The sequence below is a fragment of the Candidatus Saccharibacteria bacterium genome (assembly GCA_016700315.1).
In the GTDB taxonomy this organism is placed as follows: domain Bacteria; phylum Patescibacteriota; class Saccharimonadia; order Saccharimonadales; family SZUA-47.
This window is the reverse complement of sequence record CP065013.1, coordinates 911,994-933,435: the sequence shown is the minus strand read 5'-3', so window position 1 is coordinate 933,435 and position 21,442 is coordinate 911,994. Positions and strand designations below refer to the sequence as shown.

Here is a 21,442-nt window from a genome sequence, read left to right as displayed (position 1 = left end):
TCTTTTCCCTTTTTCGGAGCCCGCGAAGCTCTCCTTTCGTGGTAGTGGCGCCTTACTATGATTCAGACTCCCACAAATTAATTGTTTATAATGAGATTATATCATTTTACGCACGCTAACTCAAACTAACTGATATTCATGCGGCTAGCGTGGTGGTCATCGTATCTGACTTTACCCATAAGATATGGAAGTCCAAGTTTATCCATAAAGTATCGTGCTTGATGGCTCGGAGGGGTTTGATTTGCTAATCTACGAAGGTTTGATTCAAGAAATTTGTTAGGCATTGTTCGTCTATCTTCATTGAACGCCGCTACTGCGGCATGAGCGAGTGTGCGGAGTTGCTCGGTAAATAGATATTTGCCGTCTATGCCTGGTATAGTTTCTGGCTCACCAGCATCTTGGCCATTATAGTTTTCGACAACACTCATTAAGCTTATTGTAAGCCAGTGGGGCATTCATTTCCACTAAAAGGCTCTACTAGATTTTGGAAAAATCAGATTTAGCTGGGGGTTCTAGAATTGGCGGAGTCGTTTGTCTTAGTCTGTTAACTATATTCAGCTCTCTACTAAGTTGTTCGGGAGTGTATTGCGAATTTTGATTACTATTGTCCGCTCTTGTGGGGTAGTTACCAAAAAATGCAGCGCTAGGAAGTGATATACGGGTATCCGGTGGCCCGAAGACTCTTATAAAAGTATCTCTTTCGGAATCATTAGCGCGTGTAAGCCCCTGCTCAACTCTTTGACCCCAGCTTCTAGAAGACATGGTTAGCTTTCGACTTCTACACCCATGCTGCGGGCAGTGCCAGCCACCATTTTTTTGACAGCCTCTACGTCGTCGGTATTCATGTCTATCGCTTTTTCTTCGGCAATTTTGGTTAGTTGCGCCTGAGTGAGCTTCTTGCTAACCTTTTCCTTGTTGGGTACACCCGAACCTTTTTGAACTCCAAGCTCTTTAAGGATACGAACATCAGTTGGAGTGCTGACGACGCGCCAAGCCATGGTGCGGTCTTCGAAAATCTGGATGTGAACTGTTACGTCCTGACCCATCATGTCTTTGGTTTGGTCGTTGAAAGGCTGGATAAAGTCCATCATGTTCACGCCGTACTGACCAAGTGTGCTACCAACTGGAGGCGCAGCCGATGCCTGGCCGCCTTTTAGTTTCATCTTGAGGTTTGCTTTTACTACTTTTGCCATAATTTACGATTTTTGATTATCGATTACCGATTCTCGGTATTACGATAAGCTTAATAACCTTTCGTGATTCTTGGGCTAGAAGCTCCCAAGTAGTTTATGTGCGTAACTTCGTATAATATTACTACTTTTTATCCCTGTTGTCTATAGATGTGGTGGAATTCTGTAGTCGTCAAGAAAAGGTTCGGGTTGTAAGGCGCGCATTTTAAGCATTGCCGCAGCTCTATCCCAAACTGCCGCGTATTCTTCGGCTCTGTCGTCATGTTTCGTAGTGTATTCTAGTGAAATTGCACTAAGTCCAATCCTCGCCACTTTATCTGGATTTTTGGCAAAAAAAGCTCTTGCAAGATCTTCTTCAAGTTGCCAAGGCATCCTTTCAATGATGTTTTCAGATGTTTTTCGGAAAACATCTTAGACCTTCTTAACTTGCAGGCCGTCGAGCTCGACTGGGGTTTCGCGGCCAAACATATTTACCAGTACCTTAAGCTTGCCTTTAGCTTCGTCAACCTCGGCAATCGATCCTTCGAAGCCCTTGAATGGACCATCAGTTATGCTTACAACTTCGCTAACAGAATAATCCATCCTGTGTTTTGGCTCTTCTTTGCCCATGCGCTTCATAATTTTGTCCATTTCATCTTGCTCTACTGGGCTAGGCTCGGTGCCTGTGCCGACAAAGCCGGTAACACTTGGTGTGTTTCTGACAATATACCAAGCATCTTCGCTCATTTTCATCTGAACAAGTACATAGCCCTGGAAAATACGCTTTTCGACAACTTTGCGCTTACCGTTCTTGATCTCGATCATCTTCTCTTTTGGCACTAGAACGGCAAAAATCTTATCTTTCATATCTAGTGAGTCGGCGCGCTGGCGTATTGACTCAGCCACTTTCTCTTCATAGCCGCTGTAGGTGTGAATTGCGTACCACTGTTTGCTAGTATCATATCGTTTTGTCATATATAACCTTTTCTTATTTACGAAGTAATAATTGTTTAAAGATTTTATCAAGGCCAAAGTCGACTAAAGCAATGACCAGCCCAAAGAAAACAGCAAAGATAAATACAGCCAGTACTAGTTTCCAGGTTGTGCGACGATCTGGCCAAGTTACCTGTTTAAGCTCGCGCCAACTGTTGATGAGATACATCGGTGTGAAACGGCGAGTTTTGGTCATAAAACCCCAAAAACCTTTGTCTTTTTGCGGAATAGCGTGGTAAGGTTTGTGTCCGGCTTGCCAAAGACGTTTGACAGGGATCCTAAGCCGTCCAGCACCGCCCTTAAGTCGTCGGATTCGGCCAGCTCTCAGTCGGCTACTTTTTGCCGCGCGCTCTCGAATGGACTCTGTTTTTCTGATAGCTTTTTTCTTCTTTTCTACCACTTATGTCTCCTAGAATTAAAAAAGACTATTTGAATATAGTCTTCTTGCTAGTTGTCAATATAGCATATTCTGCTCTGACCTGACAAGGAATAAAATGCCCAAGCAGTTGCAGGGGATGTTAGTGTCTGCCAAGATCGTTGTTTAATAGTAGTCTGGCACTTATAATGAGCTTATGGTTGCAGCGGTATATATTTTGTTAGGCGTCGAGGCTGTAATGGAGTTCATTCTGACTAGAATTGAATATCAAAAAACCATATACCGTCTAATGTCGGCTTCAATCCTACTCTTCTGTTTATTGTTCTGTGCTTTTTGGATATTTTTTGATCATATAACTTGGACGACCACAATCCTATTTGCGGTAAGCCTCTTTAGAGCGCTCAATATCATGCGTTTTGGTTACGGTCGTATGGGCCAAGGCTACCTAAAGAAAGTAGTCAGTCGAAGCAGCTGGCGCCTAACGATTCTACAGATTATCTCGTTTTTACTTGTTTATCTGGTAGTAAATCAGCCAACCATTCTTGTCCCGCTGCTGTTAGGCAGCAGTTTACTAGGCCTATGCCTTATGCTAAAAAGCCTATTGAATAATATTAGACCAACCAAGATTGTAGACGTAGACATAACTGGCAACGATGTGCCCGTAGTGACAGTTGCCATACCTGCCCGAAACGAAACTGATGACATGGCGGCCTGTATCCAGTCAATTCTGGAAAGCGACTATCCTAAACTTGAGGTTTTGGTGCTTGATGATTGCTCGCACGATCAAACCCCAGAAGTAATCAGGCAGTTTGCCCACGCAGGCGTGCGTTTTATTCAGGGAGAAGAACCCGAGAATGGCTGGTTGGCAAAAAATTCAGCTTATCAACGGCTTAGTGATGAAGCTACGGGTGAATATATACTTTTTTGCGGTGTTGATATTAGGTTTGACAGTGGTGGAATAACCGACCTTATCAATTACATGTGTTCAAAAAAGTTAAATATGATCAGCTTGCTACCAAGAAGAGTGAGGCACATTCAACAAGCTCTGTTCTTCCAGGCAGCTCGCTATGGCTGGGAAATTGTGCTACCCCGTTTTTTGGACAAAGAACGTCCACCCGCACTTTCATCTTGCTGGATGGTGAAAAAAAGCTTTTTGGGTGCGGGCGGTTTTAAGGCCGTATCTCATAGCGTAATGCCTGAGCGGTTTTTTGCTCGTAAAGCCTCGGCTATAAACTCTTATAATTTTTTGGCAAATCGCAACCTAAAACTAGCCCATAGCCATAAAACTGCTAAGCAGCAACATCAGACGGGTATACGTCTTCGCTATCCTCAGCTTCGAAAAAGGCCTGAGAACGTAGCTTTGTATCTGATGAGTTTGGTCTGGCTGTTCTTTTTACCGAGTACCCTACTGCTCTCTGGACTTATTTCTTCAATCCCTATGTCTTGGGCAATTTTATCGATTACCATTATATTATGCTGGTCGATTATTTCTTACAAACTATTCACAGTTGTGACTGGGCGAACTGTAGCAACCTTGTTGGCGGTTATTTTTCCACTGGTAATTTTGGTTGACATATATACCTGCCTGATTTCACTCTGGCGATATGAATTTGGGCAAATCGAATGGAAGGGTCGCAACGTTTGCTTGCCAATAATGCATGTACTGCCAAAATTGCCAGAGATTGAGTAGTGCCGCAAGCTTTGATTAGGTTAGAGGTTAGAGGTTAGAGTGATTAGAGCTATGGGCTAGTAGTTAGTAGTTGGTAGTTGGTAGTAGTTAGCAAGTATTAACCCCGTACCGACTAGGGACTAGGGACCAGGGTCCAGGGTCTAGGGACTGGTAGTTAGTAGTTAGTAGTTAGCAAGTATTACCCCCGTACCGACTAGGGACCAGGGCCCAGGGTCTAGGGTCTATTTTAGAATTTAGTGCTTAGAATTTAGAATTTTACGCTTACTACTAACTACTAACTACTCGCCACTTTCTGGCAAGTTCGGTACGTGTATCGTAAACGTACTCCCCTCGCCTAGCTGGCTCTCCAAAGATATATCTGCTCCTAGTATCTTAGCCAACTTCATAGTGACGTAGAGTCCCAGCCCAGTGCCGCTTTGTTCGCGGGTTTTACTATTGTCGGCTCGAAAAAACTTTTCAAAAACTTTTTCGCGGTCGGCTTTGCCAATGCCAATGCCACTATCGCTTACCCGGAACTCTACACCGTCTTGGTAAGGTCTGGCAGAAACACTGACGTGACCCGTCTCGGTGTACTTAATGGCATTTGTAATAAAGTTTTGTAGTACTTCGCGGACGTATAGTTTACTCGAGTATAAAACTTCTAAATCTGGTGCTGTTTCTGTGAATAGTTTTAACCCCTTGGCAAATGCGCTTTGCTCGTAGTTTTTCTGAAGATCTTTTAACAGATCTGTAATGTTTATTATTTCCCTATCGGCCTGAAGTTTGCCTCGTTCGGCGCGAGATAGAGTCGAAAGGTCATTAATCATCTGAGCCAAGAATAAAACTTGTTCATGGGCGCTTTTGAGCATCGACTTAATTTGATTTATATCTGATGATTTATCGAGTAAAAATTCGGCGTTACCAATCATACCCTCTGTTACGGCGATAGGCGTGCGTAGCTCGTGACTAACAACGCTAATAAACTCGTTACGTTCTTCTTCAAGAGATTTCTCATGAGTTATGTCACGGAGTAGAATTACAAAACCTCGATCCCCTTGCTGGCCATAGCCTAAGTGTACCGGTGCGATGCTGGTGTATAAGTTTACTTGGCTTTCATCTTCATAAACAATTCGGAGGTCACGGCTGGCGGTTTGAGTTTCTGTTCCCAGTACCATTTTTTGGAAATCTACTTCTTCGTGTTTGCCGTTGATGGTTTTGATGACGTTTCCGATTTTTCTGCCCTTGATCTCTGTGTTGCGATCAAGAATGTTCATCGCCGCGCCGTTATAGAGCACGATAGTGCCTTTTTGATCAGTGGCAATAACGCCATCTGCCATGCTGTTGACGAGGCTTTTTAGGCGCTGCTGGTCTAGCGTAGCGTCTTCGGTGTTTGTTGTGAATGCCATTACATATATTTAAACACAAGCGGGAAAAAATTCTAAATTCTAAGAACTAAGTCCAAAGAAATACTAAAAATGAAAGCTAAAAAATTTTAAAGTTTTAGAGCTCATGTTTTAGAGTTTAGGGCTTTCTGTTGCATTTGCAACGACTGCAGTTTGTTTGTTTTTTAGTTCTTTTCGCAAAGTTTTGTGTGGTGGACAGTGTTTGGCGACAAGAGACCAAAATTTATCAGAATGATCGTGGTGCGCGGTGTGTGCTAGTTCATGCACAATCACGTAATCTATTAGTTTCCAGTCGTATTGGACTAGGTATGAGTTTAGTGTGATTTCTCCCCTGTTACTACAGTGTCCCCAGCGACTTTTCATGAATTTCACATCGCCGATTTTGTAGTCTAGCTCGGTTTTGTCGGACCATGCTTTTAGTCGTGGTAGAAGGTATTTTTCGGCTTCTTTTTGTAAGGCTTTTTTTGATCCGCGGGTGGCAGCTTCTTGGACTTCATTCATATAAGATTTTAGGTTTCTTGGGAACTTTACGACTATAGTTTGCCCGTGTAGTCTTGCTGTTGGTTTGGTAACTTCAAATGGCTCAAAGAATAATTTGTGGCTTTTGCCAATTTGGTCGCCACTTTTTAATACCCTTGCCTCATCTTTTTTGTGTTTTAGAATCCAATGGCGGCGGCTATTTAAAAACTGAAGCGCAGCTGCTTCGCTAACGCCAAAAGGCATACCAAGACGGACTTTGTCGCCACTGATACTAATACGAATATTTCTAGTGCCCTTGCGCTTAGCTAGTATTACTTCGCCAATTCCCTCAACCTCAATTAATTTCTGCATTTTCTATATTTTAACAACTAATTTACGTTATGACGCCTCTGCAAAATAGCTTCCAATAAAAGCTACTGGTTAGAAAATTAGCGGATTAATACGTTACGACGAGCCATGTTAACGCGGCCTTGAGACTGAGGAACTAGGTTTACTAGTCCAGGCTTAGTTATCGGGGTCTCTTGAGTCCGTTCGACCAAGCCCTTCTCAATCAAATGCCTGACGATCGTGTTGCGTTGAGTATTAAAAGTGTGTTTGCCAGAAATAACTACATAATCTTCGTTTTTTGGATTTTGCATACGGCTGATAGCTTGTTTAAACATTTCAGTGCTATAGGCGGCTGCATATTTGTCGTCGGCTTTACGTCGATCTCGGCGTTGCAAACGAGCATAGGCACTTTCAAAATCTGTCTGCAGCCAAACCAGTACAGGTTCAGCCTTTTTACTTCTGGCCATGTTTCGCAACGACATGCGTTTTGCTGCTCTGTCGGCATTTTCATCTAAGATTACAGATACGCCAGCCTGTAAAAATTGCTCAGCCATGAATTCATTTAGATTATCTACAACCTCATTTTCATCAGTACTAAAGCTAGGCTTTTCAAAAAGTTCAGCGCGAATCCGATCGCTCTGTAGGTGTGCGCAAGGCAAAACTTCACATAACTGACGTGCAAAATTTGTCTTGCCGGATCCTGGCGAGCCATAAAGCAAGATAAACAGAGGTTTGGTGGTCGTTAACTTCTGCATTTGATTTCTATAGTAACAGATTTTACTAGACTTCCGCTAGTAGCCGATATAATCTATAATACTGCTATTGCCATAGGGGCATAGTACATCGGCTAGTATAAAGGTCTCCAAAACCTTAGAGGTAGGTTCGACTCCTACTGCCCCTGCCACGAACAATCGAACGATTTATCACAGAGTCGAACCATAGCGCCATACAATCAGATAAGTATGTACCAATTCGAAACACGACTTTTAAACATATAAGCAATCTACCCGTGAACTCATAGTGCCACTGGCACTATTCGGGTTCGACTCCTACTGCCCCTGCCACGAACAATCGAACGATTTATCACAGAGTCGAACCATAGCGCCATACAATCAGATAAGTATGTACCAATTCGAAACACGACTTTTAAACATATAAGCAATCTACCCGTGAACTCATAGTGCCACTGGCACTATTCGGGTTCGACTCCTACTGCCCCTGCCATTTATCCTTGAATAGAACTTCTAGCGGCTTTTTCTAAAGTACCATTACGACGAGATTTGTTGTAATTTATTATTCCTGAGAATAAAGCTAAGCCACCAAACAGCATTGGTCCCCAGAAAATCATATAGCTACCGCCATTGTTTCTGACGCTCAAGTACCACACTAAAGTAACGACTGCTGCACCGGAGGCAATCAGAGACGACTTAAAAAGTTCATTTTTTGATTGCTGAGCCAGCTTGTTAGCTGCGTCTTGGTGCATAGGATTTTCTGTCCTTGTGCGTGTTGGTTTACGTGACCAGGCGAAAAGGTAAGCCGAAAGCAGACAGAAAAATCCTGCTAAACCACCGTAAATGTACATTAGCCTGCTATCAGTCGATTTTGCCTTATTGTATTCCTGCTCAAAGATTCTATCTTCATTCTCTACTGCCGCTTGTAGCTCATCTGAGGCCACCCCAAGACTCTGGACATTACCTGTTTCGTATGCGAGCTTAAACGAATTAAACTTGATCTTAACTTTTTCTATTGCGTTAGCAATCAATTTGTTTGAAATGACCGAGCTAGCTCTAAGTTCGTCTATAGCAGCGTCCATAGTGCCTGAAAAAGCTGGGTAATCTTTGCCCAAAAAATCATCAAATTTTGCAGTGTCGCCTTCTGGGATTTCGGACATTTTTTGCCAAAAAGACAGCCTCGTATTAATATAGTTTTCGAATTTCGGATATGCCGAAGCGTAAACAGCACTACTTGATATTAGAATCGTAGCTAAACTGGCGAAACTGAGTTTAAAGACATTTTTCACTTATTGCTCCCTCTTTATATGCGTAGATTACGCTTAAAAAATCTAAAATTCAAGGTATAATTAAATCAATGAAAGCGGTAGCAATAAAAACCGAGCGAGTAAGTACTGGATCAATCTCTTTAACCGAACTCCTAGATAAATATTTGACTGAGTTTAAAGAGGGTAATGTGCTGGCTATTACATCAAAAATAGTTGCGATTTGTGAAGGGTCGGTGGTGGCAAAAAATACTATAGTAGATAAACAGGCCTTTGTGGCCGAGCATGCCGATTTTACTCAGCTAGAGGCCCATAGTAAGTATGGTATAAACTTTACAATTAAAAATAACACCTTAATACCTAATGCCGGTATAGACGAGTCTAACGCTGGTGGTTTCTACATACTTTGGCCAAAAGACTCGCAACGTACGGCTGCAGAGGTGAGAGCTTATATCAAACATCGCTTTGGAATTAAATACTGCGGGGTTGTTATTACGGATAGTACTTGTAGAACTATGAGACGAGGCGTAAGCGGTATAGCGTTAGGTTTTAGCGGCTTTAATCCACTCCATAACTATGTTGGCACACCAGATCTTTTTGGGCGTGATTTTAAGGTCTCGCAGGCTGACATTGTTGGCGGGCTAGCCGGCATAGGCGTGTTTGTGATGGGCGAAGGCAGCGAATCGACACCACTAGCTGTCATTTCGGAGTTAGATAATGTAGAGTTTGCTGACCGAGAACCGACCGACGAAGAACTAAAAAATATCGCCATACCGCTAGAAGAAGATTTGTTTGAGCCATTTCTGAGTAGGGTAAAATGGCTGCGAAAGCCGGACTAGGTTACTTCTCTACAGTAAAGAACGCACCAACAGTTGGGTCTACGTGATCGTGAAACTTATACTGCCCCGCAGTGTTGAGGGTTATGGTTTTAGACCTACCAGCCGCTAGTGATATCTCGTATACACCACCATAGGCTTCGTGGTTTTCGTGCTCGCCGAAAGTTATTTCGCGGTTGATGCTGTCAAGATTGGTAATCGTCAGCGTGTCGCATAAAACCGCATGAATATGATCTGGAGTGACTAGCTCGTCTTTTATTACAGCTTTGTGGTTAACGCCTAAACCTTGGCATCCACCTGTTTTCTTGCCAGCAATTTCGGCGATACCTTCTTTTTCGCCAATTTTTGTGGTCACCTCAGCAGGACTCATGTTGCGATAAAGATTGTCCATGATGAATATCGAACCAAAGACCACGACCAAAATCATACCGAATGTAGCAGTGAAAAATATAACATTATAAAAAGGCTTTGGCCCGCGACCAAGGTGAAGAAAGAAAAATATCTGGATAAACATTTGTATGAAGGCAAAAGCCAAAACAGTAATCAATAATTTTTGGCCGGTCATACCGCCGGACCTAACCATATAGTAAGGAACCAATGTAAATGCTAGCGAAAGAAGATAGCCAACTACATATGATTTTATGCTACCGTGCGAAGATTTGTGTTCGTGACTTCTCATACCTCAGCCTCAATTTATGAATGACATTAAATAAACTACCGTGAAGATAAAAATCCAAACGATGTCCAAAAAGTGCCAAAATAAACTAATGAGTGCCAGCTTTCGAATCTTATGATGATTCAGGCCCTGGCGTGCAATGTAGCGTAAAGTAACTGCCAACCACAGTATGCCAGATGTAATATGCAGTCCATGAGTGCCAACAAGCACAAAAAATGAAGACAAAAAGGCACTGTCGCGCCAACTATGCCCTTCGTGAAGAATGGTACTAAATTCTTTAATTTCAAGTGTTAAGAATATTAAACCAAGTAGCATGGTTACACCGAACCAAAGCATTACTTTAGCTTTATCCTTGTTTCGTGCAGCAATCATGCCAAGGCCACAGGTAAAACTGCTGGTAAGAAGTATCAACGTCTCAATTAAAACGAACGGTAGGCTAAAAATATCTTTCCCTGAGGGCTCGCCCGCCGTATTGTTACGCAGTACAGCAAAAACAGCAAACAGCGCAGCGAACATAAGGAGGTCGGTCATAAGATAGATCCAAAAGCCAAACATCACTCGGTCGGTTGAAGCTTCTTCGTGCGACTCTACATGATTCATTTTTTGTGCCTCGCTAAGCCAAGCAACCATTTCCAAACGATCTTAATGAAGTCACTTAAGCCCATATCATACTCAGGGCCGATCTTGCTCTGATCTCGGCTTTTCTCTACTTCTTGCATCTTGACAAAATGTTCTTGCTCCGATTTTTCTACATCGCTTGCTGCAATCTTGTATTCCGAGTCTTCATCAAAGGTCCGAGTGATAAACGTGTATATCATTCCAACAATACCGACGATAATCAGCCACTTAATATCCCACACAAAACCAAAACCAGTTAAGAATGCGTAGATAGATAGGTATATGCCGCTTGCGGTATTTTTGGGCATATGAATATCTTCGTATGTCGGCTTTTGTAGCCCAGTTTGTTTCATTGCCCAGAAACCGTCGCGTTCACTTACGTCAGGAAGCGCGGCGAAGTTGTAGGCTGGAGCTGGTGATGCTACTGACCACTCTAGCGTGCGGGCGTCCCAAGGGTCTCCTGTAGTATCCATCAAACGCTTCTTCTCTATAAAACTAGCTATAATTTGCACTACTTGCATGGTAACCCCAGCAGTGATAACTATGCCACCGATCAACGAAACAATGAAAAATGGTTGCCAGCCGGTCGAAGCATCATAATGGTCTAATCTTCTTGAAGCGCCCATCAGACCTAAAATAAACATCGGTACAAAGGACATAAAGTAACCAACAATCCATAGCCAAAAGGCATATCTTCCTAAACGCTCATTTAGTCTGAATCCTGTAAATTTTGGGAACCAATATGATATACCGGCGAATACCCCGAACACTACTCCGCCGATAACCGTCGAGTGAAAATGAGCCACCAAAAATAGGCTATTGTGTAGCTGGAAATCAATTGAAGGAACAGCCAATAAGACTCCAGTTATGCCGCCGATAGCAAAGACGCCGGCAAAACCCAGAAACCAGAGCATGGGTGTGTCTAGCCTAATCCGTCCCTTGTACATTGTAGCTATCCAGTTAAAAACCAGAACAGTTGTTGGTATGGCGACGAAAACCGTCATTATACCGAAGAAGGCATTAACATCGGCACTCGAACCCATAGTGAAGAAGTGATGTAACCAAACTACGAGTGATAGCGACGCGACGCCAATAAGACCAAAAACGTTTGATTTATAATTAGCCACCGGTTTGCGACTAAATACTGCAACTATCTCAGAGAAAATAGCATATGCTGGCAAAATTAATACATAGACTTCCGGATGTCCCCACATCCAAATCAGGTTTGAATATAGCATGGCGTTACCACCGGCAGTTGTCGTAAAAAAGTGAGTGCCTAAGTAGCGATCAAAAAAGACTAAAAAAAGCGTCATGGTAAGAATTGGAAAAATAGTTGCTGCCATTAACATGCTGCATAGAGATCCCCAGGTGAAAGCCGGCATCTTCCACAGCGTCATTCCTTTTACACGCATTTTTAATATTGTCATTATGAAGTTAATCGCGCCGAGAGTCGTACCAATACCTGAAATCTGTAAACTCCATATCCAATAATCGACCCCGACCCCAGGGCTAAACTCCTTTCCGGAAAGTGGTGCTACAGCCAGCCAGCCGGTTGCAGCGTATTGTCCGCCAAAAAGGAAAAACATATTCACCATCACCACGCCGCCGACAAACAGCCAAAAGCCTAATGTATTCATGAATGGAGAAGCCAGATCTCGCGCGCCAATCTGGAGGGGTACTATGTAGTTTATCAGCCCAAAAATAAAAGCCATGGCCACAAAAAAGACCATGATATTGCCATGAGCCGTAAATATTTCCTGAAAGTGTTCAGAAGATAGGTAGCCATGAGAGGCACCAGCTGCTAGAGATTGCTGCAGCCAAATCATTAGTGCGTCAAGGATTCCGCGCAAAAGCATAAATCCGCCGACTATGAAATACATTATGCCAATTTTTTTGGGATCAACAGATGTTAACCATTCTTTCCATAGCCATTTCCAGCGTTTTTTGTAAGTGAGATAGCCAGCAATCAATAGCATCATTAAAACGAAGGCAGCCGTTCCACCAATTGTGAACCACTCGTGAGGCAATGAATTGCCGTCTAGCTTACCGATTAAAAATTCTCTCAATGGTGCCCTTCGTGATTAGTTTCGCTGTCGTCGCCGTGCATCGACATGTATTTCATAAGCATTTTATCATAGAGATTTTGATCATAGCTTGCGTAAAAAACACTGTCCGTTTTTTCGGTTGGCAGTAGTAGTTCATCATATTTACTTAAAGAAAGGGTGTTGTTATTAGCTTTTGTACTAATTACCCATGCCTCAAAGTCTTGCGCCGAGCTAACACGGGTTTTAAATCTCATTCCAGCGAATCCTTCACCATTAATCTCAGGGGTGCTACCAGTATAGTCACCTACTTCGGTACCCATTACGTTGATTCTATTAACATGTCCTGTCATTGAGTATATTTGCCCGCTCAAATGCGGTATCCAAAAAGAGGTCATAGGCGCATCGTCGGCCGTTACCTCAAACCTAACGGGTGTGTTTTCGGGAATTTGAACGTAGTTCAGCGAAGCGATTTGCTGCTCTGGGTAAAGGAATAACCATTTCCAACGCATCGCAACAACCTTAACCACCAGAGGTTTTTCGATCTCACTAATTGGTTTTTGTGGTGCTAGGCGGTGGGTAGACTCCCAAACTATCAGTGAAATAAGTACCCCGACGCTAATTGGTATCATCCAAAGCACAAACAGGAATAGCGCACTGCGTTCTGATTCTGTTTCGCGAGTGGCCTTGGTGTTGGTATCACGGTATCGCCAGACAATTAAATATAGCAATCCCACAGAGGGAATCCCAATTGCTAAAACAATTGCTAAGACCGTCATCGACAATTTGAATTGTTCGTGGGATATAAAACCTTTAGGCTGTAATAGCGCCACATCTTGACCAGCCAGGAAGTAGGCCATCAGTAGTATTAGCCCTAAAAAGCCTAAAAATACCAAAAATATCGACATCTTCTGTTTTTTATGTCTCTTGATTTGTTTCATCTAAAACTCACCCAATCTACTCTGCCTTTTGCTTCTAGTTAAGCATAATCAATTCTGTAAAATCAATGAAATTCTTTGTAGTTGCACATGAGGGCGTGGTCTAGTTATCGTGCTAAACTTACCTAAGTGATAAAGGTTTACTTACTCTTAACAAAGCCCGGTATAGTGCTTGGTAACCTTCTGGCTGCAGTAGGCGGTTTCATGCTAGCCTATTCTTTAGGTGGTACTACTGCTTTTAGGTGGGCGGCTTTTTGGGCGTTTATGATTTCTACTGCTCTAATTATTGCTAGCGCCGGGATAATAAATAACTATATTGATAGAAACATTGATAAAAAAATGGAGCGAACCAAGAGTAGAGCCTTTGTCTTGGGTTCCGTCGTTGTTAGTAGGGCTTTATCTCTAGCAGTTTTATTGGCAATTTGCGGTTTTATGTTGCTGTATTTTCATACTAATAAAGTTGCTTTTTTAGCTGGGATAGTTGGCTTTTTGGGGTATCTAATACCATATGGGCTGGCTAAGCGCCATGGATCTTATGGCACGCTTGTTGGCAGTATCCCTGGTGCCGTTCCGCCGCTAGCTGGATACTTAAGTTTTGCTGGGCGTATTGATGTCACTGCGATCTGGCTATTTACTGCAATGGTATTGTGGCAGATGCCTCATTTTTATGCCATCGCCGTTCGCCGCCTTGATGATTATAAGAATGCCTCTATACCTGTTCTGCCGTCCGTTCATGGCGTTAACCGTACTGTCAAATCCAGCTTATTCTATCTTGCATTATTCGTAGTGGCTGTGGCAATGGTTTTTCGGACGCAGCCCAGAGGGGCTTGGGTGTTCATCGGAATCATGACGGCTATGGGCGCCTGGTGGATGTACGTTGGTTACAAAGGTTTTCGCGCCCTAGATAAGGTAGTCTGGGCGCGAAAATTCATGAAAGCTTCAGTTAAGGTTTTACTAGTTTGGAGTCTTTTAATGCTAGTAACGCCGTTACTATAGTAAGCCAAGCTTACGTGCGCAGGCTGGCCAAGGGCCCCAGCCTCTGCGGGATTGAAGACGAGTCGCAATATCGATCTGTTGTTCTCGTGTGGCTAGATCAGCGCGTGGTGCGTAGGCGCCACCGCCATTAGAAAGCCAAGTCCCGTAGTCAAACTGGACTCCACCGTAGAAACCATTACCAGTGTTGATGTTCCAGCGTCCACCTGATTCGCACTGTGCTAAACGGTCCCAAACGCTACCGCTTGGAGCAACTGGCGCGGCTGCTTGCGGCTGAGTCGTAGTTTGACGATGTGTGCTAGCTTTTGGCTTAGTAACCACAACTGGCGCAACTACAGGCAAAGCTCTGTCTGTAAGCTGCTCATCTGCCTTAGGAATGCGCAGTTTTTGACCCGGATAAATAATATCTGGGTTTTTAATTTCTTCGTTAGCGTTATAAATTCGCACATAAGTCGTCTCGTTTTCTTGTGCTATTTTGCTAAGGTAGTCGCCAGGCTGAACCTCGACGATTTTTGGTTGATTGGTTTCTGTTTTTACTTCTTCGGCATGTACTGCCTTAGGACTGGCTAAAATGGCGATGACGCCAAAAGTAGCTAGACCGATTGTGTATGCGGATTTACGCATAACCCTCCTTTTTTGGGGTGCTTTAAAAGACCTTTTTAGTCTTTATGTTTTTGCACCACCTTTATTTACTATTTTAACCAGTAAGCGATCATTGTAAGCGCACCTTTAAACGCCCATTCGCATAAACTGATTTTCGCTCTCCACCTCATTTTTGAAGAGACGAATTAGTAGAGTAGCTTAAGCGCCTTCAATTTGTCAAAATTGTTGTGCTATAAAATGTAAATGCCTCCGCGAATAACGGAGGCACTACCTTCTACGTTGTGGAATTTACTATACTAACTTATTCAGCTGACTTTTTTCCGCCCATTTTAGCCCAAAGAACGTAGAGTGTTGCTAGGCCCACAAGCACGTAGACTACCCTGGCAAGGTCGAAGTCTAGTTTCAGGTAACCGACTAGTAGGTCTTTTTCAGAAAGCCCAACCAACAGCCAGTTGAGTCCGCCGATCACCATCAGGGCCATCGCTACTTTGTGTGCGCTTAGGTTTTCCATTATAGTTTCCTCCCTTAGACACCGTTTATCTGGTGCTAATTTGAATATACTCTTTGCCCGCCAAAAAGCAATAGCGCTTTGGGCATTTGTGCTACAATTAGGGCAAGTTGTGTTAGGGCTTCAGCGGCCGCTCTCGGCGAGATTCCTCCTAACAAACTCTATCAATACGCATCGTAGCCGAATAAAATCGCCTACTCGTCTCGGCTGAAGCCGAAAGTAGTAAAATCTAAATCATAAATTCTAAAGGAACGTTTTCTGGTTTTATAGCTTTTTAGGATTTAGAGCTCTCTCCGTTGGTGGTATGAGCGTTAAACCACGCAAAAATTGAGCAGGCAAACAGATGTCTGTCGAATTTCTGTAATCTTCCCTATGACTAATTACTAAATTATCTGAATGGAGTTTAAAAATGCGTATTTATTATTTTGGGAAACTTATTAAAGATACCGATGATCCTGGTGTCGAACAGAGCTTGAACAATATGGCTGAAGCGCCTGGCGCGGGGTCAATCGATCAGGCGGTCAATAAAGAGCCAGAGGCGGTGGGCAGTATCTTGTCTCGACTAGATATAGCTAGCGCTTCTCGCCGTATTCATCTGAGGATATTGTAGGGTATATAATCGATCCCGCTAAGACCACACAAGTATTGCATCGTTTTGCCAGCATCACGCCACAGGAGGCTTATTCTATGTACAAGTTAAGGAAAACAAAAAAACAAAAAGACTTAATGTCAATCTTTCCTAAAAAATAAAAAGGCCTTCCGCAAGTGTGGTGTATAAACCACCGCCGAAGGTCTTATGCCACCAATATAACATAAGCATTCAGATATTGTCAATAAAAAGACCCTAGAAGCATTAGGAGCTAACATCATATGAGAGAAAGTTGGAAACTTTTGTCAGAAGCCTTGCATTTGCCGATTTTGCAAGGCGCCGGCGAAGCCCGCAGTGAGGCGTATTGTCCATACGTTGAGCGAGTACTACGGCCGGCAACACAGCAAAAAGGTAAAAACCTAGCCAGAGCGCAGGCTCTGCCTGTATTTGGCAGGAGGTGCAAGGGCTTATGAGAGAAAGTTTAGATGAGCCCGTTAGCGTAGTGACACTGTACAACGCCAAACTTCAGCGCTTTCAGCCCTACCGGCTAACATGGCAAAACCAAGACTACATACTCGGCAAGGTTGACTATCATCACAAAACAAAAAACGGTAACAAACTGATACACCACTTTAGCTTGTGTGATCAAAAAGAAACTATGTACTTTAAATTAGCGCTCGATACCGAAACTCTCCACTGGGTAATAGAAGAATACATGCCCGCCAGCGAAGCCACGGTGGTTTGCCAGACTGTAAGCTAGGTGAAAATTTTAAACTGTGGCTGCTGGCAAGAAAGTCCTAGCGTTTTATCGTCCGTTATTCAAGTCTTCTAGAAGTACTGCGGCACATCCCCTAACGGTAGTAACTCCTACTAACTCAAAATCTGGTCCTCTTCTGTACCCTGCGTCCCTAGGCCCTTTAGCCTTCATTAGCCCTTCAGCATCTAAGGCATTTAGAATGTTAGAGTGATCAAATGTACTCCTTTGGAGGCGATCGTCGTAACCAGCTACAGTAACGAACCGTACGTGCTCTCCTGTTTTTGGTAGCGTTTCGCATGTAATACCGTCTATAGAATTGATTTTTTTAAAACCTTCGTAGTCCACAGTAACTCCTTAATAATTTTATCTAAACTATATTTTAGCAAATTATGAAAGAAAAGTCAAGCCCCCATCTACCACTTACTACCTACCATCTACCATCAAAGGCTTTGCCTTTGATTATGCACATTGATCTCAATAGTTGCTTTGCAACAATTGAGGCGCAGGCCAATCGCCTGTTACGCGGGCGGCCAGTCGGTGTAGCGGCCTATGATACTCCCAGAGGTTTTGTTTTGGCTGCTAACTATGCGGCGAAGGCCAAAGGCGTGAAACTAGGCGTAAATGTGGCTGAAGCTCGAGTGCTGGCACCTGGCATCGTGATTATGACACCTGATCCAGCTAAGTACCGCGATGCTCACAACAAGTTCAAAGAACTTTTACTGGAGTACACCGATGACGTGCACCCGAAGTCGATAGATGAATTCGTGCTGAACCTGCAGGGTTCCCAGGTACTGAAGAAAAAAAAGAAGCTTATTGTTATGATTGGGACTGTAATTTTCAGTTCTCAATTTTCAATTTCTAATCAATCCTTAAAGTCCAATTATCAGACTGACTACTCTTTGCTTATATCGTCTAAAATGTCACCGATAAAAGACGAACATAGACTTTATAGCCAGGCCATGCGAATAATAGGCTATGAGATAAAGCAAAAGATCTATGAGCGGCTGGGCGAGGCCGTAACAGTTAATGTCGGCATTGGGCCGAACAGGTTTTTGGCTAAGTACGCCGCCGGCTTCAATAAACCAAATGGCATGACACTAATTGACCATACTAATCTTTTGGAGTTCTACCAAGGAATGGATCTGGTTGATCTTCCGGGTATCAATACGCGGTTTCGACGAAGGTTATTCGCTTGTGGTGTCACTACGCCGCTACAGTTTTTGGAGGCCGATCGTTGGCTACTGCAAAAGCAGGTTTTTAAAAGCATAGTTGGCTACTACTGGTATTTGCGGCTGCGTGGCTACGAAATTGATAGCGCTGAAAGCAAGCGTTCGAGCATTGGGCATCAGTATGCTCTGCCCCACAAAACGACAGACGTTACTGAGCTCAAAAGGTTGCTGCTGAAGCTGTGCGAGAAAACCGGCCGTAGGCTGCGTAAGAGCGGGCTTTATGGGCAGGGCATACATTTGTATTTTGGCTTTGTAAGCCAGGAATTTAGCAAGTTCCAATTTTCAATTTCCAATAAATTTTCAGATGACAGGTTTTCAAGAGAGCTGCCGTCATCTTTTGAGAATATGCATAAGTTGCGCAGTTGGAAACAAGGCATGAAAGTCGACCATAGGCTATATAGCACCGAGGATATTTACCGTGCGGCCTGCTACTTGCTAGAGAGGGCTGCGATTTATGACAAAGTCAAACTAATGTCGGTTACAGTCTTCGACCTACACGACTGGGACCCAGAGCAACTTGGGCTGTTTGACGCCGAGAATGACGCTAAACAGTCTTTGCTAAACGATAAACAAGCTATTGTGCAGTCTGATTTTAGGGCTATGAGCGCCAAGCGGCGAATGAGTGATGCGATAGACATTATCAACAATCGCTACGGCGAATACGTCGTCACGCCGGCCACGATGATGGATATGCGCGGCGAGATACTAGACCGCATTGCCTTCGGCCAGGTGAGGGATATGTAAAGCGGTGTATAATAAAACTATGAGTGATTACGTAAACAAAAAAGATCTCGAAGAAGCTCTAGAAAAAAACAATAAGCTAATTGTTGGTGAACTTGCAGAGGTCATGGATAGTATGATGTCACGCATTGATGAAAGATTTAACAATCTTGAGCTGAGAGTTGACAGACTGGAAGCACGGATGAGCAACTTACCAACACGATTGATGGCTTTGTTAAGCGGCTAGATGATAATGATACAGAAAATGCTGCCCGCGATGCGCAGTATGCAAGGTTGGTAGTTTGGGCGAAAGAAGTTTCTGCCAAGACCGGCATTGCTATGCCCCAGTTATAGCTATGCCCATGGCCGGATAGCCTCGGCCAGGTAAGAGACAATTAGGAGAAAACAACTTCAAGTAGCTGGCCAGAACCAAAAGCAGCTGCAGCAAACTCGGCTTCAGAAAACGGCCTATCTAATGGCCTAACAGCCTCCATCGTAGTACCTTTGACTTTGTAGCCCTTGACGTAATTTGTGTCATTGCCAAGATCAAAAGTGTTAGTTTTTGGGTCAAAAAAATGTTCCATAGTGCTATAGTAACACAGATATGAGAAATTTACAAACTAATTTTTATTATTTCTTTTTCGGAGGTTATGGTCTAGTTCTCGTTTTCTAAGACGCAAGGATTTCGGTGTCACTTCAAGTAGTTCATCATTCTCAATAAAGTCCAGGCATTGTTCAAGGCTCATTTTGATCGCAGGCGTAAGCTGAGTAACGCCATCGGAAGCTTTACTACGCATGTTGGTGAGGTGCTTTTCTTTACAAACGTTAACCTCGAGGTCGCCCGAGCGGTTGTAAAGGCCAACAATTTGTCCGGCATAAATCGGCTCATTTGGGCCGACAAAGAGTACGCCCCTCTCTTCAACTGGCTCTAGTGCATAAGGTGTCGAGGTACCCGATTCCCAGGCGACAAGAGCGCCGTTTCTTAGTTGTTCTAGGGCAGCTGAAAGTGGTGCGAAGCCGTCTAATAGTGTGTTCATAATAATCGTACCGCGAGTTGCGGTGAGTAAAATGTTTCTCGCTCCTAACAGCGAGCGAGTTGGAAGTTTGTAGACTAATTTTGTTACGCCTTTGTTTGAACTGAATTGATCGATCTGCTCTGCTCGCCTGCGTCCAAGCTCCATCTGGACTGCACCTACGTGTTCAGCCGGGACTTCGACGTTAAGCTCTTCAATTGGCTCGACTTCAACGCCGTTTTCGATATGCGTTACAACTTGCGGTCGCCCAACCTCTAGCTCGTAGCCTTCGCGGCGCATCGTTTCGATCAAAACGCTTAGGTGTAGCTCGCCTCGACCAGAAACCAAGAAGCCAATTCCCTGTTCTACGACTCTTAGGCCAACGTTTGTTTCGAGTTCTTGGCGCAAACGGTCGCCGATTTGTCGACTAGTTGTGAACTCACCTTCTTTAGACTTAAATGGGCTGGTGTTGGGCCCCAGGTATATCTGAAGAGTTGGAGCCTCAATTTCTATAGGAGGCAGTGACTCAGGGCTATCAATATCAGTAACAGTATCACCTATCTGGGCGGTGCTTAGACCCGTTACGCTGACAATGTCGCCAGCGACTGCTTCTTCAACCTCAAAGTATGATAAGCCTATAGTACGGTAGATTTTATCAACTTTTGTTTTGATAGTTTTATCTTTTTGGCAAAGGCTGACTGCTTGGCCGCGCTTTAAATGTCCGCGTTCAACTCGTCCGACTGCGTATTTACCCTGAAAACTGTCGTAACGTAGAGAAGAGACTAGTAACTGTAGATTGCCAGAGGTCTCTACTTTTGGAGGAGAAATTTGATCTCGAATAGCTTCAAAAATCGGCACCAAATCAGCGTTTGCGGTTGGGTCAGTTGGAATGTTGTTCCACGCCTTGCCTTCCCGACCAATCGCATAATATATGGGATAATGTAGCTGATCTTCATGAACCGCCAATTCCAAAAACAGGTCAGCTAACTCGTCTTCGACTTCTTTTAGGCGTGAAGCCTGTTTGTCGATTTTGTTGATCACAACAATCGGTTTGAGCTCTAATTGTAGGGCCTTACTAAGGACGAATTTGGTTTGAGGCATTGGCCCTTCTTGGGCATCAACAACCAAGATTACGCCGTCGGCCATGCGCAAGGTGCGCTCAACTTCGCCACTAAAATCAGCGTGACCAGGTGTGTCGATGATGTTTATGCGAAGCCCCTCCCAGTCAACGGCCGTGATTTTGGCTGTTATGGTAATGCCACGCTCCCGTTCTTGGTCGCCACTGTCCATAATTAGGTCTTGGCTCATCTCAGCTTGGTTATCACGAAAGGTGTGGGATTGTTTTAATAGACCATCAACAAGCGTTGTTTTGCCGTGATCAACGTGTGCGATTATAGCTATGTTACGGATATTATCTTGCATAAAATAAACGCGTTTTACTAACGCGTCCCTTCAGATTTATTATAGCTCGTATAACAGATTAAATCAAGCGCTAAAACGGTTGTGT

The 21,442-nt window shown here is 43.7% G+C and carries 26 protein-coding genes and 1 tRNA gene; 9 read left to right on the top strand and 18 right to left on the bottom strand.

The window, feature by feature from the left end:
• Positions 1 to 125: 125 nt before the first annotated feature.
• The 5 genes from IPO96_04920 to secE form a co-directional block, all read right to left on the bottom strand.
• Positions 126 to 428, bottom strand: a complete 303-nt coding sequence (locus IPO96_04920) for a hypothetical protein (protein QQS64873.1) — start codon at positions 426 to 428, stop codon at positions 126 to 128.
• Positions 429 to 764: 336 nt separating this feature from the next.
• Positions 765 to 1,193, bottom strand: coding sequence for a 50S ribosomal protein L11 (locus tag IPO96_04915; protein QQS64872.1), 429 nt, complete (start codon positions 1,191 to 1,193; stop codon positions 765 to 767).
• A gap of 141 nt (positions 1,194 to 1,334) precedes the next feature.
• Positions 1,335 to 1,562, bottom strand: a complete 228-nt coding sequence (locus IPO96_04910; GenBank protein QQS64871.1) for a hypothetical protein — start codon at positions 1,560 to 1,562, stop codon at positions 1,335 to 1,337.
• A 39-nt stretch (positions 1,563 to 1,601) separates the two neighbouring features.
• On the bottom strand, positions 1,602 to 2,144 hold the full coding sequence (gene nusG, locus IPO96_04905) for a transcription termination/antitermination factor NusG (GenBank protein QQS64870.1): 543 nt from the start codon (positions 2,142 to 2,144) through the stop codon (positions 1,602 to 1,604).
• Between the two features lie 13 nt (positions 2,145 to 2,157).
• Positions 2,158 to 2,562, bottom strand: a complete 405-nt coding sequence (secE, locus tag IPO96_04900) for a preprotein translocase subunit SecE (protein ID QQS64869.1) — start codon at positions 2,560 to 2,562, stop codon at positions 2,158 to 2,160.
• A 172-nt stretch (positions 2,563 to 2,734) separates the two neighbouring features.
• Here secE and IPO96_04895 point away from each other — a divergent pair, with 172 nt between their 5' ends.
• Positions 2,735 to 4,228, top strand: coding sequence for a glycosyltransferase (locus IPO96_04895; GenBank protein QQS64868.1), 1,494 nt, complete (start codon positions 2,735 to 2,737; stop codon positions 4,226 to 4,228).
• 278 nt (positions 4,229 to 4,506) lie between these two features.
• Here the strand turns inward: IPO96_04895 and IPO96_04890 are convergent, their stop codons facing one another.
• The 3 genes from IPO96_04890 to IPO96_04880 all read right to left on the bottom strand — a co-directional run bounded on the left by IPO96_04890 (position 4,507) and on the right by IPO96_04880 (position 7,172).
• Positions 4,507 to 5,613 carry a PAS domain S-box protein gene (locus IPO96_04890; GenBank protein ID QQS64867.1) on the bottom strand — a complete coding sequence of 369 codons (1,107 nt, stop codon included), beginning with the start codon at positions 5,611 to 5,613 and terminating at the stop codon, positions 4,507 to 4,509.
• Between the two features lie 108 nt (positions 5,614 to 5,721).
• A complete protein-coding gene (locus IPO96_04885; GenBank protein QQS64866.1) occupies positions 5,722 to 6,441 on the bottom strand; it encodes a M48 family metallopeptidase in 720 nt (239 codons plus the stop codon).
• Positions 6,442 to 6,518: 77 nt separating this feature from the next.
• Entirely contained in the window at positions 6,519 to 7,172 is a 654-nt protein-coding gene (locus IPO96_04880; GenBank protein QQS64865.1) for an ATP-binding protein, read from the bottom strand.
• Positions 7,173 to 7,246: 74 nt separating this feature from the next.
• Between IPO96_04880 and IPO96_04875 the strand changes: the two genes are divergently transcribed.
• Positions 7,247 to 7,321 (top strand) — tRNA-Trp (locus tag IPO96_04875).
• Between the two features lie 321 nt (positions 7,322 to 7,642).
• Here IPO96_04875 and IPO96_04870 read toward each other — a convergent pair.
• Entirely contained in the window at positions 7,643 to 8,437 is a 795-nt protein-coding gene (locus IPO96_04870) for a hypothetical protein (GenBank protein ID QQS64864.1), read from the bottom strand.
• A gap of 68 nt (positions 8,438 to 8,505) precedes the next feature.
• Here IPO96_04870 and IPO96_04865 point away from each other — a divergent pair, with 68 nt between their 5' ends.
• A complete protein-coding gene (locus tag IPO96_04865) occupies positions 8,506 to 9,252 on the top strand; it encodes a coenzyme F420-0:L-glutamate ligase (protein QQS64863.1) in 747 nt (248 codons plus the stop codon).
• Position 9,253: 1 nt separating this feature from the next.
• On the opposite strand, the gene IPO96_04860 is transcribed toward IPO96_04865, so the two are convergent.
• The 4 genes from IPO96_04860 to IPO96_04845 form a co-directional block, all read right to left on the bottom strand.
• Positions 9,254 to 9,928: a cytochrome o ubiquinol/quinol oxidase subunit IV gene (locus IPO96_04860; GenBank protein QQS64862.1), complete on the bottom strand. Its 675-nt coding sequence runs from the start codon at positions 9,926 to 9,928 to the stop codon at positions 9,254 to 9,256.
• 9 nt (positions 9,929 to 9,937) lie between these two features.
• Positions 9,938 to 10,555 (bottom strand): cytochrome o ubiquinol oxidase subunit III, encoded by a 618-nt coding sequence (gene cyoC / locus IPO96_04855; GenBank protein ID QQS64861.1) that lies wholly within the window; start codon positions 10,553 to 10,555, stop codon positions 9,938 to 9,940.
• Entirely contained in the window at positions 10,522 to 12,522 is a 2,001-nt protein-coding gene (locus IPO96_04850) for a cbb3-type cytochrome c oxidase subunit I (GenBank protein QQS65426.1), read from the bottom strand. Before IPO96_04850 ends, cyoC begins: the two co-directional genes overlap by 34 nt.
• Before the next feature lie 83 nt (positions 12,523 to 12,605).
• Entirely contained in the window at positions 12,606 to 13,526 is a 921-nt protein-coding gene (locus IPO96_04845; protein ID QQS64860.1) for a COX aromatic rich motif-containing protein, read from the bottom strand.
• A gap of 126 nt (positions 13,527 to 13,652) precedes the next feature.
• On the opposite strand from IPO96_04845, the gene cyoE reads away from it, so the two are divergent.
• Positions 13,653 to 14,519, top strand: coding sequence for a protoheme IX farnesyltransferase (cyoE, locus tag IPO96_04840; GenBank protein QQS64859.1), 867 nt, complete (start codon positions 13,653 to 13,655; stop codon positions 14,517 to 14,519).
• Here the strand turns inward: cyoE and IPO96_04835 are convergent.
• Together IPO96_04835 and IPO96_04830 are read right to left on the bottom strand one after the other, a co-directional pair.
• Positions 14,514 to 14,990, bottom strand: a complete 477-nt coding sequence (locus IPO96_04835; protein QQS65425.1) for a transglycosylase family protein — start codon at positions 14,988 to 14,990, stop codon at positions 14,514 to 14,516. The genes cyoE and IPO96_04835 overlap by 6 nt on opposite strands.
• A 430-nt stretch (positions 14,991 to 15,420) precedes the next feature.
• Complete coding sequence (locus IPO96_04830) at positions 15,421 to 15,630, bottom strand: DUF378 domain-containing protein (protein QQS64858.1); 210 nt, start codon at positions 15,628 to 15,630, stop codon at positions 15,421 to 15,423.
• 406 nt (positions 15,631 to 16,036) lie between these two features.
• On the opposite strand from IPO96_04830, the gene IPO96_04825 reads away from it, so the two are divergent.
• From IPO96_04825 to IPO96_04815, 3 genes are all read left to right on the top strand, one after another.
• A complete protein-coding gene (locus IPO96_04825; GenBank protein QQS64857.1) occupies positions 16,037 to 16,237 on the top strand; it encodes a hypothetical protein in 201 nt (66 codons plus the stop codon).
• Positions 16,238 to 16,497: 260 nt separating this feature from the next.
• Positions 16,498 to 16,689 (top strand): hypothetical protein, encoded by a 192-nt coding sequence (locus IPO96_04820; GenBank protein ID QQS64856.1) that lies wholly within the window; start codon positions 16,498 to 16,500, stop codon positions 16,687 to 16,689.
• A complete protein-coding gene (locus tag IPO96_04815) occupies positions 16,686 to 16,976 on the top strand; it encodes a hypothetical protein (protein ID QQS64855.1) in 291 nt (96 codons plus the stop codon). Before IPO96_04820 ends, IPO96_04815 begins: the two co-directional genes overlap by 4 nt.
• Before the next feature lie 45 nt (positions 16,977 to 17,021).
• On the opposite strand, the gene IPO96_04810 is transcribed toward IPO96_04815, so the two are convergent.
• Entirely contained in the window at positions 17,022 to 17,318 is a 297-nt protein-coding gene (locus tag IPO96_04810) for a hypothetical protein (GenBank protein ID QQS64854.1), read from the bottom strand.
• 44 nt (positions 17,319 to 17,362) lie between these two features.
• On the opposite strand from IPO96_04810, the gene IPO96_04805 reads away from it, so the two are divergent.
• Positions 17,363 to 18,946: a hypothetical protein gene (locus IPO96_04805; protein QQS64853.1), complete on the top strand. Its 1,584-nt coding sequence runs from the start codon at positions 17,363 to 17,365 to the stop codon at positions 18,944 to 18,946.
• A 19-nt stretch (positions 18,947 to 18,965) separates the two neighbouring features.
• The gene (locus tag IPO96_04800; protein QQS64852.1) at positions 18,966 to 19,169 is read left to right on the top strand and encodes a hypothetical protein; all 204 of its coding nucleotides are present in this window, start codon (positions 18,966 to 18,968) and stop codon (positions 19,167 to 19,169) included.
• A gap of 148 nt (positions 19,170 to 19,317) precedes the next feature.
• Here IPO96_04800 and IPO96_04795 read toward each other — a convergent pair whose 3' ends face one another.
• Positions 19,318 to 19,506: a hypothetical protein gene (locus tag IPO96_04795; protein QQS64851.1), complete on the bottom strand. Its 189-nt coding sequence runs from the start codon at positions 19,504 to 19,506 to the stop codon at positions 19,318 to 19,320.
• A 36-nt stretch (positions 19,507 to 19,542) separates the two neighbouring features.
• Positions 19,543 to 21,357, bottom strand: coding sequence for a translational GTPase TypA (gene typA, locus IPO96_04790; GenBank protein QQS64850.1), 1,815 nt, complete (start codon positions 21,355 to 21,357; stop codon positions 19,543 to 19,545).
• Positions 21,358 to 21,442: the final 85 nt, after the last annotated feature.

Excerpts from the sequence above, each read along its gene's own strand:
- IPO96_04805 (QQS64853.1), top strand. The coding sequence starts at position 17,363 with ATGAAAGAAAAGTCAAGCCCCCATCTACCACTTACTACCTACCATCTA.
- IPO96_04920 (QQS64873.1), bottom strand. The coding sequence starts at position 428 with ATGAGTGTTGTCGAAAACTATAATGGCCAAGATGCTGGTGAGCCAGAA.
- cyoC (QQS64861.1), bottom strand. The coding sequence starts at position 10,555 with ATGGTTGCTTGGCTTAGCGAGGCACAAAAAATGAATCATGTAGAGTCG.
- IPO96_04825 (QQS64857.1), top strand. The coding sequence starts at position 16,037 with ATGCGTATTTATTATTTTGGGAAACTTATTAAAGATACCGATGATCCT.
- IPO96_04815 (QQS64855.1), top strand. The coding sequence starts at position 16,686 with ATGAGAGAAAGTTTAGATGAGCCCGTTAGCGTAGTGACACTGTACAAC.
- IPO96_04890 (QQS64867.1), bottom strand. The coding sequence starts at position 5,613 with ATGGCATTCACAACAAACACCGAAGACGCTACGCTAGACCAGCAGCGC.
- IPO96_04830 (QQS64858.1), bottom strand. The coding sequence starts at position 15,630 with ATGGAAAACCTAAGCGCACACAAAGTAGCGATGGCCCTGATGGTGATC.
- IPO96_04885 (QQS64866.1), bottom strand. The coding sequence starts at position 6,441 with ATGCAGAAATTAATTGAGGTTGAGGGAATTGGCGAAGTAATACTAGCT.
- IPO96_04915 (QQS64872.1), bottom strand. The coding sequence starts at position 1,193 with ATGGCAAAAGTAGTAAAAGCAAACCTCAAGATGAAACTAAAAGGCGGC.
- IPO96_04845 (QQS64860.1), bottom strand. The coding sequence starts at position 13,526 with ATGAAACAAATCAAGAGACATAAAAAACAGAAGATGTCGATATTTTTG.
- typA (QQS64850.1), bottom strand. The coding sequence starts at position 21,357 with ATGCAAGATAATATCCGTAACATAGCTATAATCGCACACGTTGATCAC.
- IPO96_04865 (QQS64863.1), top strand. The coding sequence starts at position 8,506 with ATGAAAGCGGTAGCAATAAAAACCGAGCGAGTAAGTACTGGATCAATC.
- IPO96_04910 (QQS64871.1), bottom strand. The coding sequence starts at position 1,562 with ATGCCTTGGCAACTTGAAGAAGATCTTGCAAGAGCTTTTTTTGCCAAA.
- nusG (QQS64870.1), bottom strand. The coding sequence starts at position 2,144 with ATGACAAAACGATATGATACTAGCAAACAGTGGTACGCAATTCACACC.
- IPO96_04880 (QQS64865.1), bottom strand. The coding sequence starts at position 7,172 with ATGCAGAAGTTAACGACCACCAAACCTCTGTTTATCTTGCTTTATGGC.
- IPO96_04795 (QQS64851.1), bottom strand. The coding sequence starts at position 19,506 with ATGGAACATTTTTTTGACCCAAAAACTAACACTTTTGATCTTGGCAAT.
- IPO96_04800 (QQS64852.1), top strand. The coding sequence starts at position 18,966 with ATGAGTGATTACGTAAACAAAAAAGATCTCGAAGAAGCTCTAGAAAAA.
- IPO96_04895 (QQS64868.1), top strand. The coding sequence starts at position 2,735 with ATGGTTGCAGCGGTATATATTTTGTTAGGCGTCGAGGCTGTAATGGAG.
- IPO96_04850 (QQS65426.1), bottom strand. The coding sequence starts at position 12,522 with ATGATGCTATTGATTGCTGGCTATCTCACTTACAAAAAACGCTGGAAA.
- IPO96_04860 (QQS64862.1), bottom strand. The coding sequence starts at position 9,928 with ATGAGAAGTCACGAACACAAATCTTCGCACGGTAGCATAAAATCATAT.
- IPO96_04820 (QQS64856.1), top strand. The coding sequence starts at position 16,498 with ATGAGAGAAAGTTGGAAACTTTTGTCAGAAGCCTTGCATTTGCCGATT.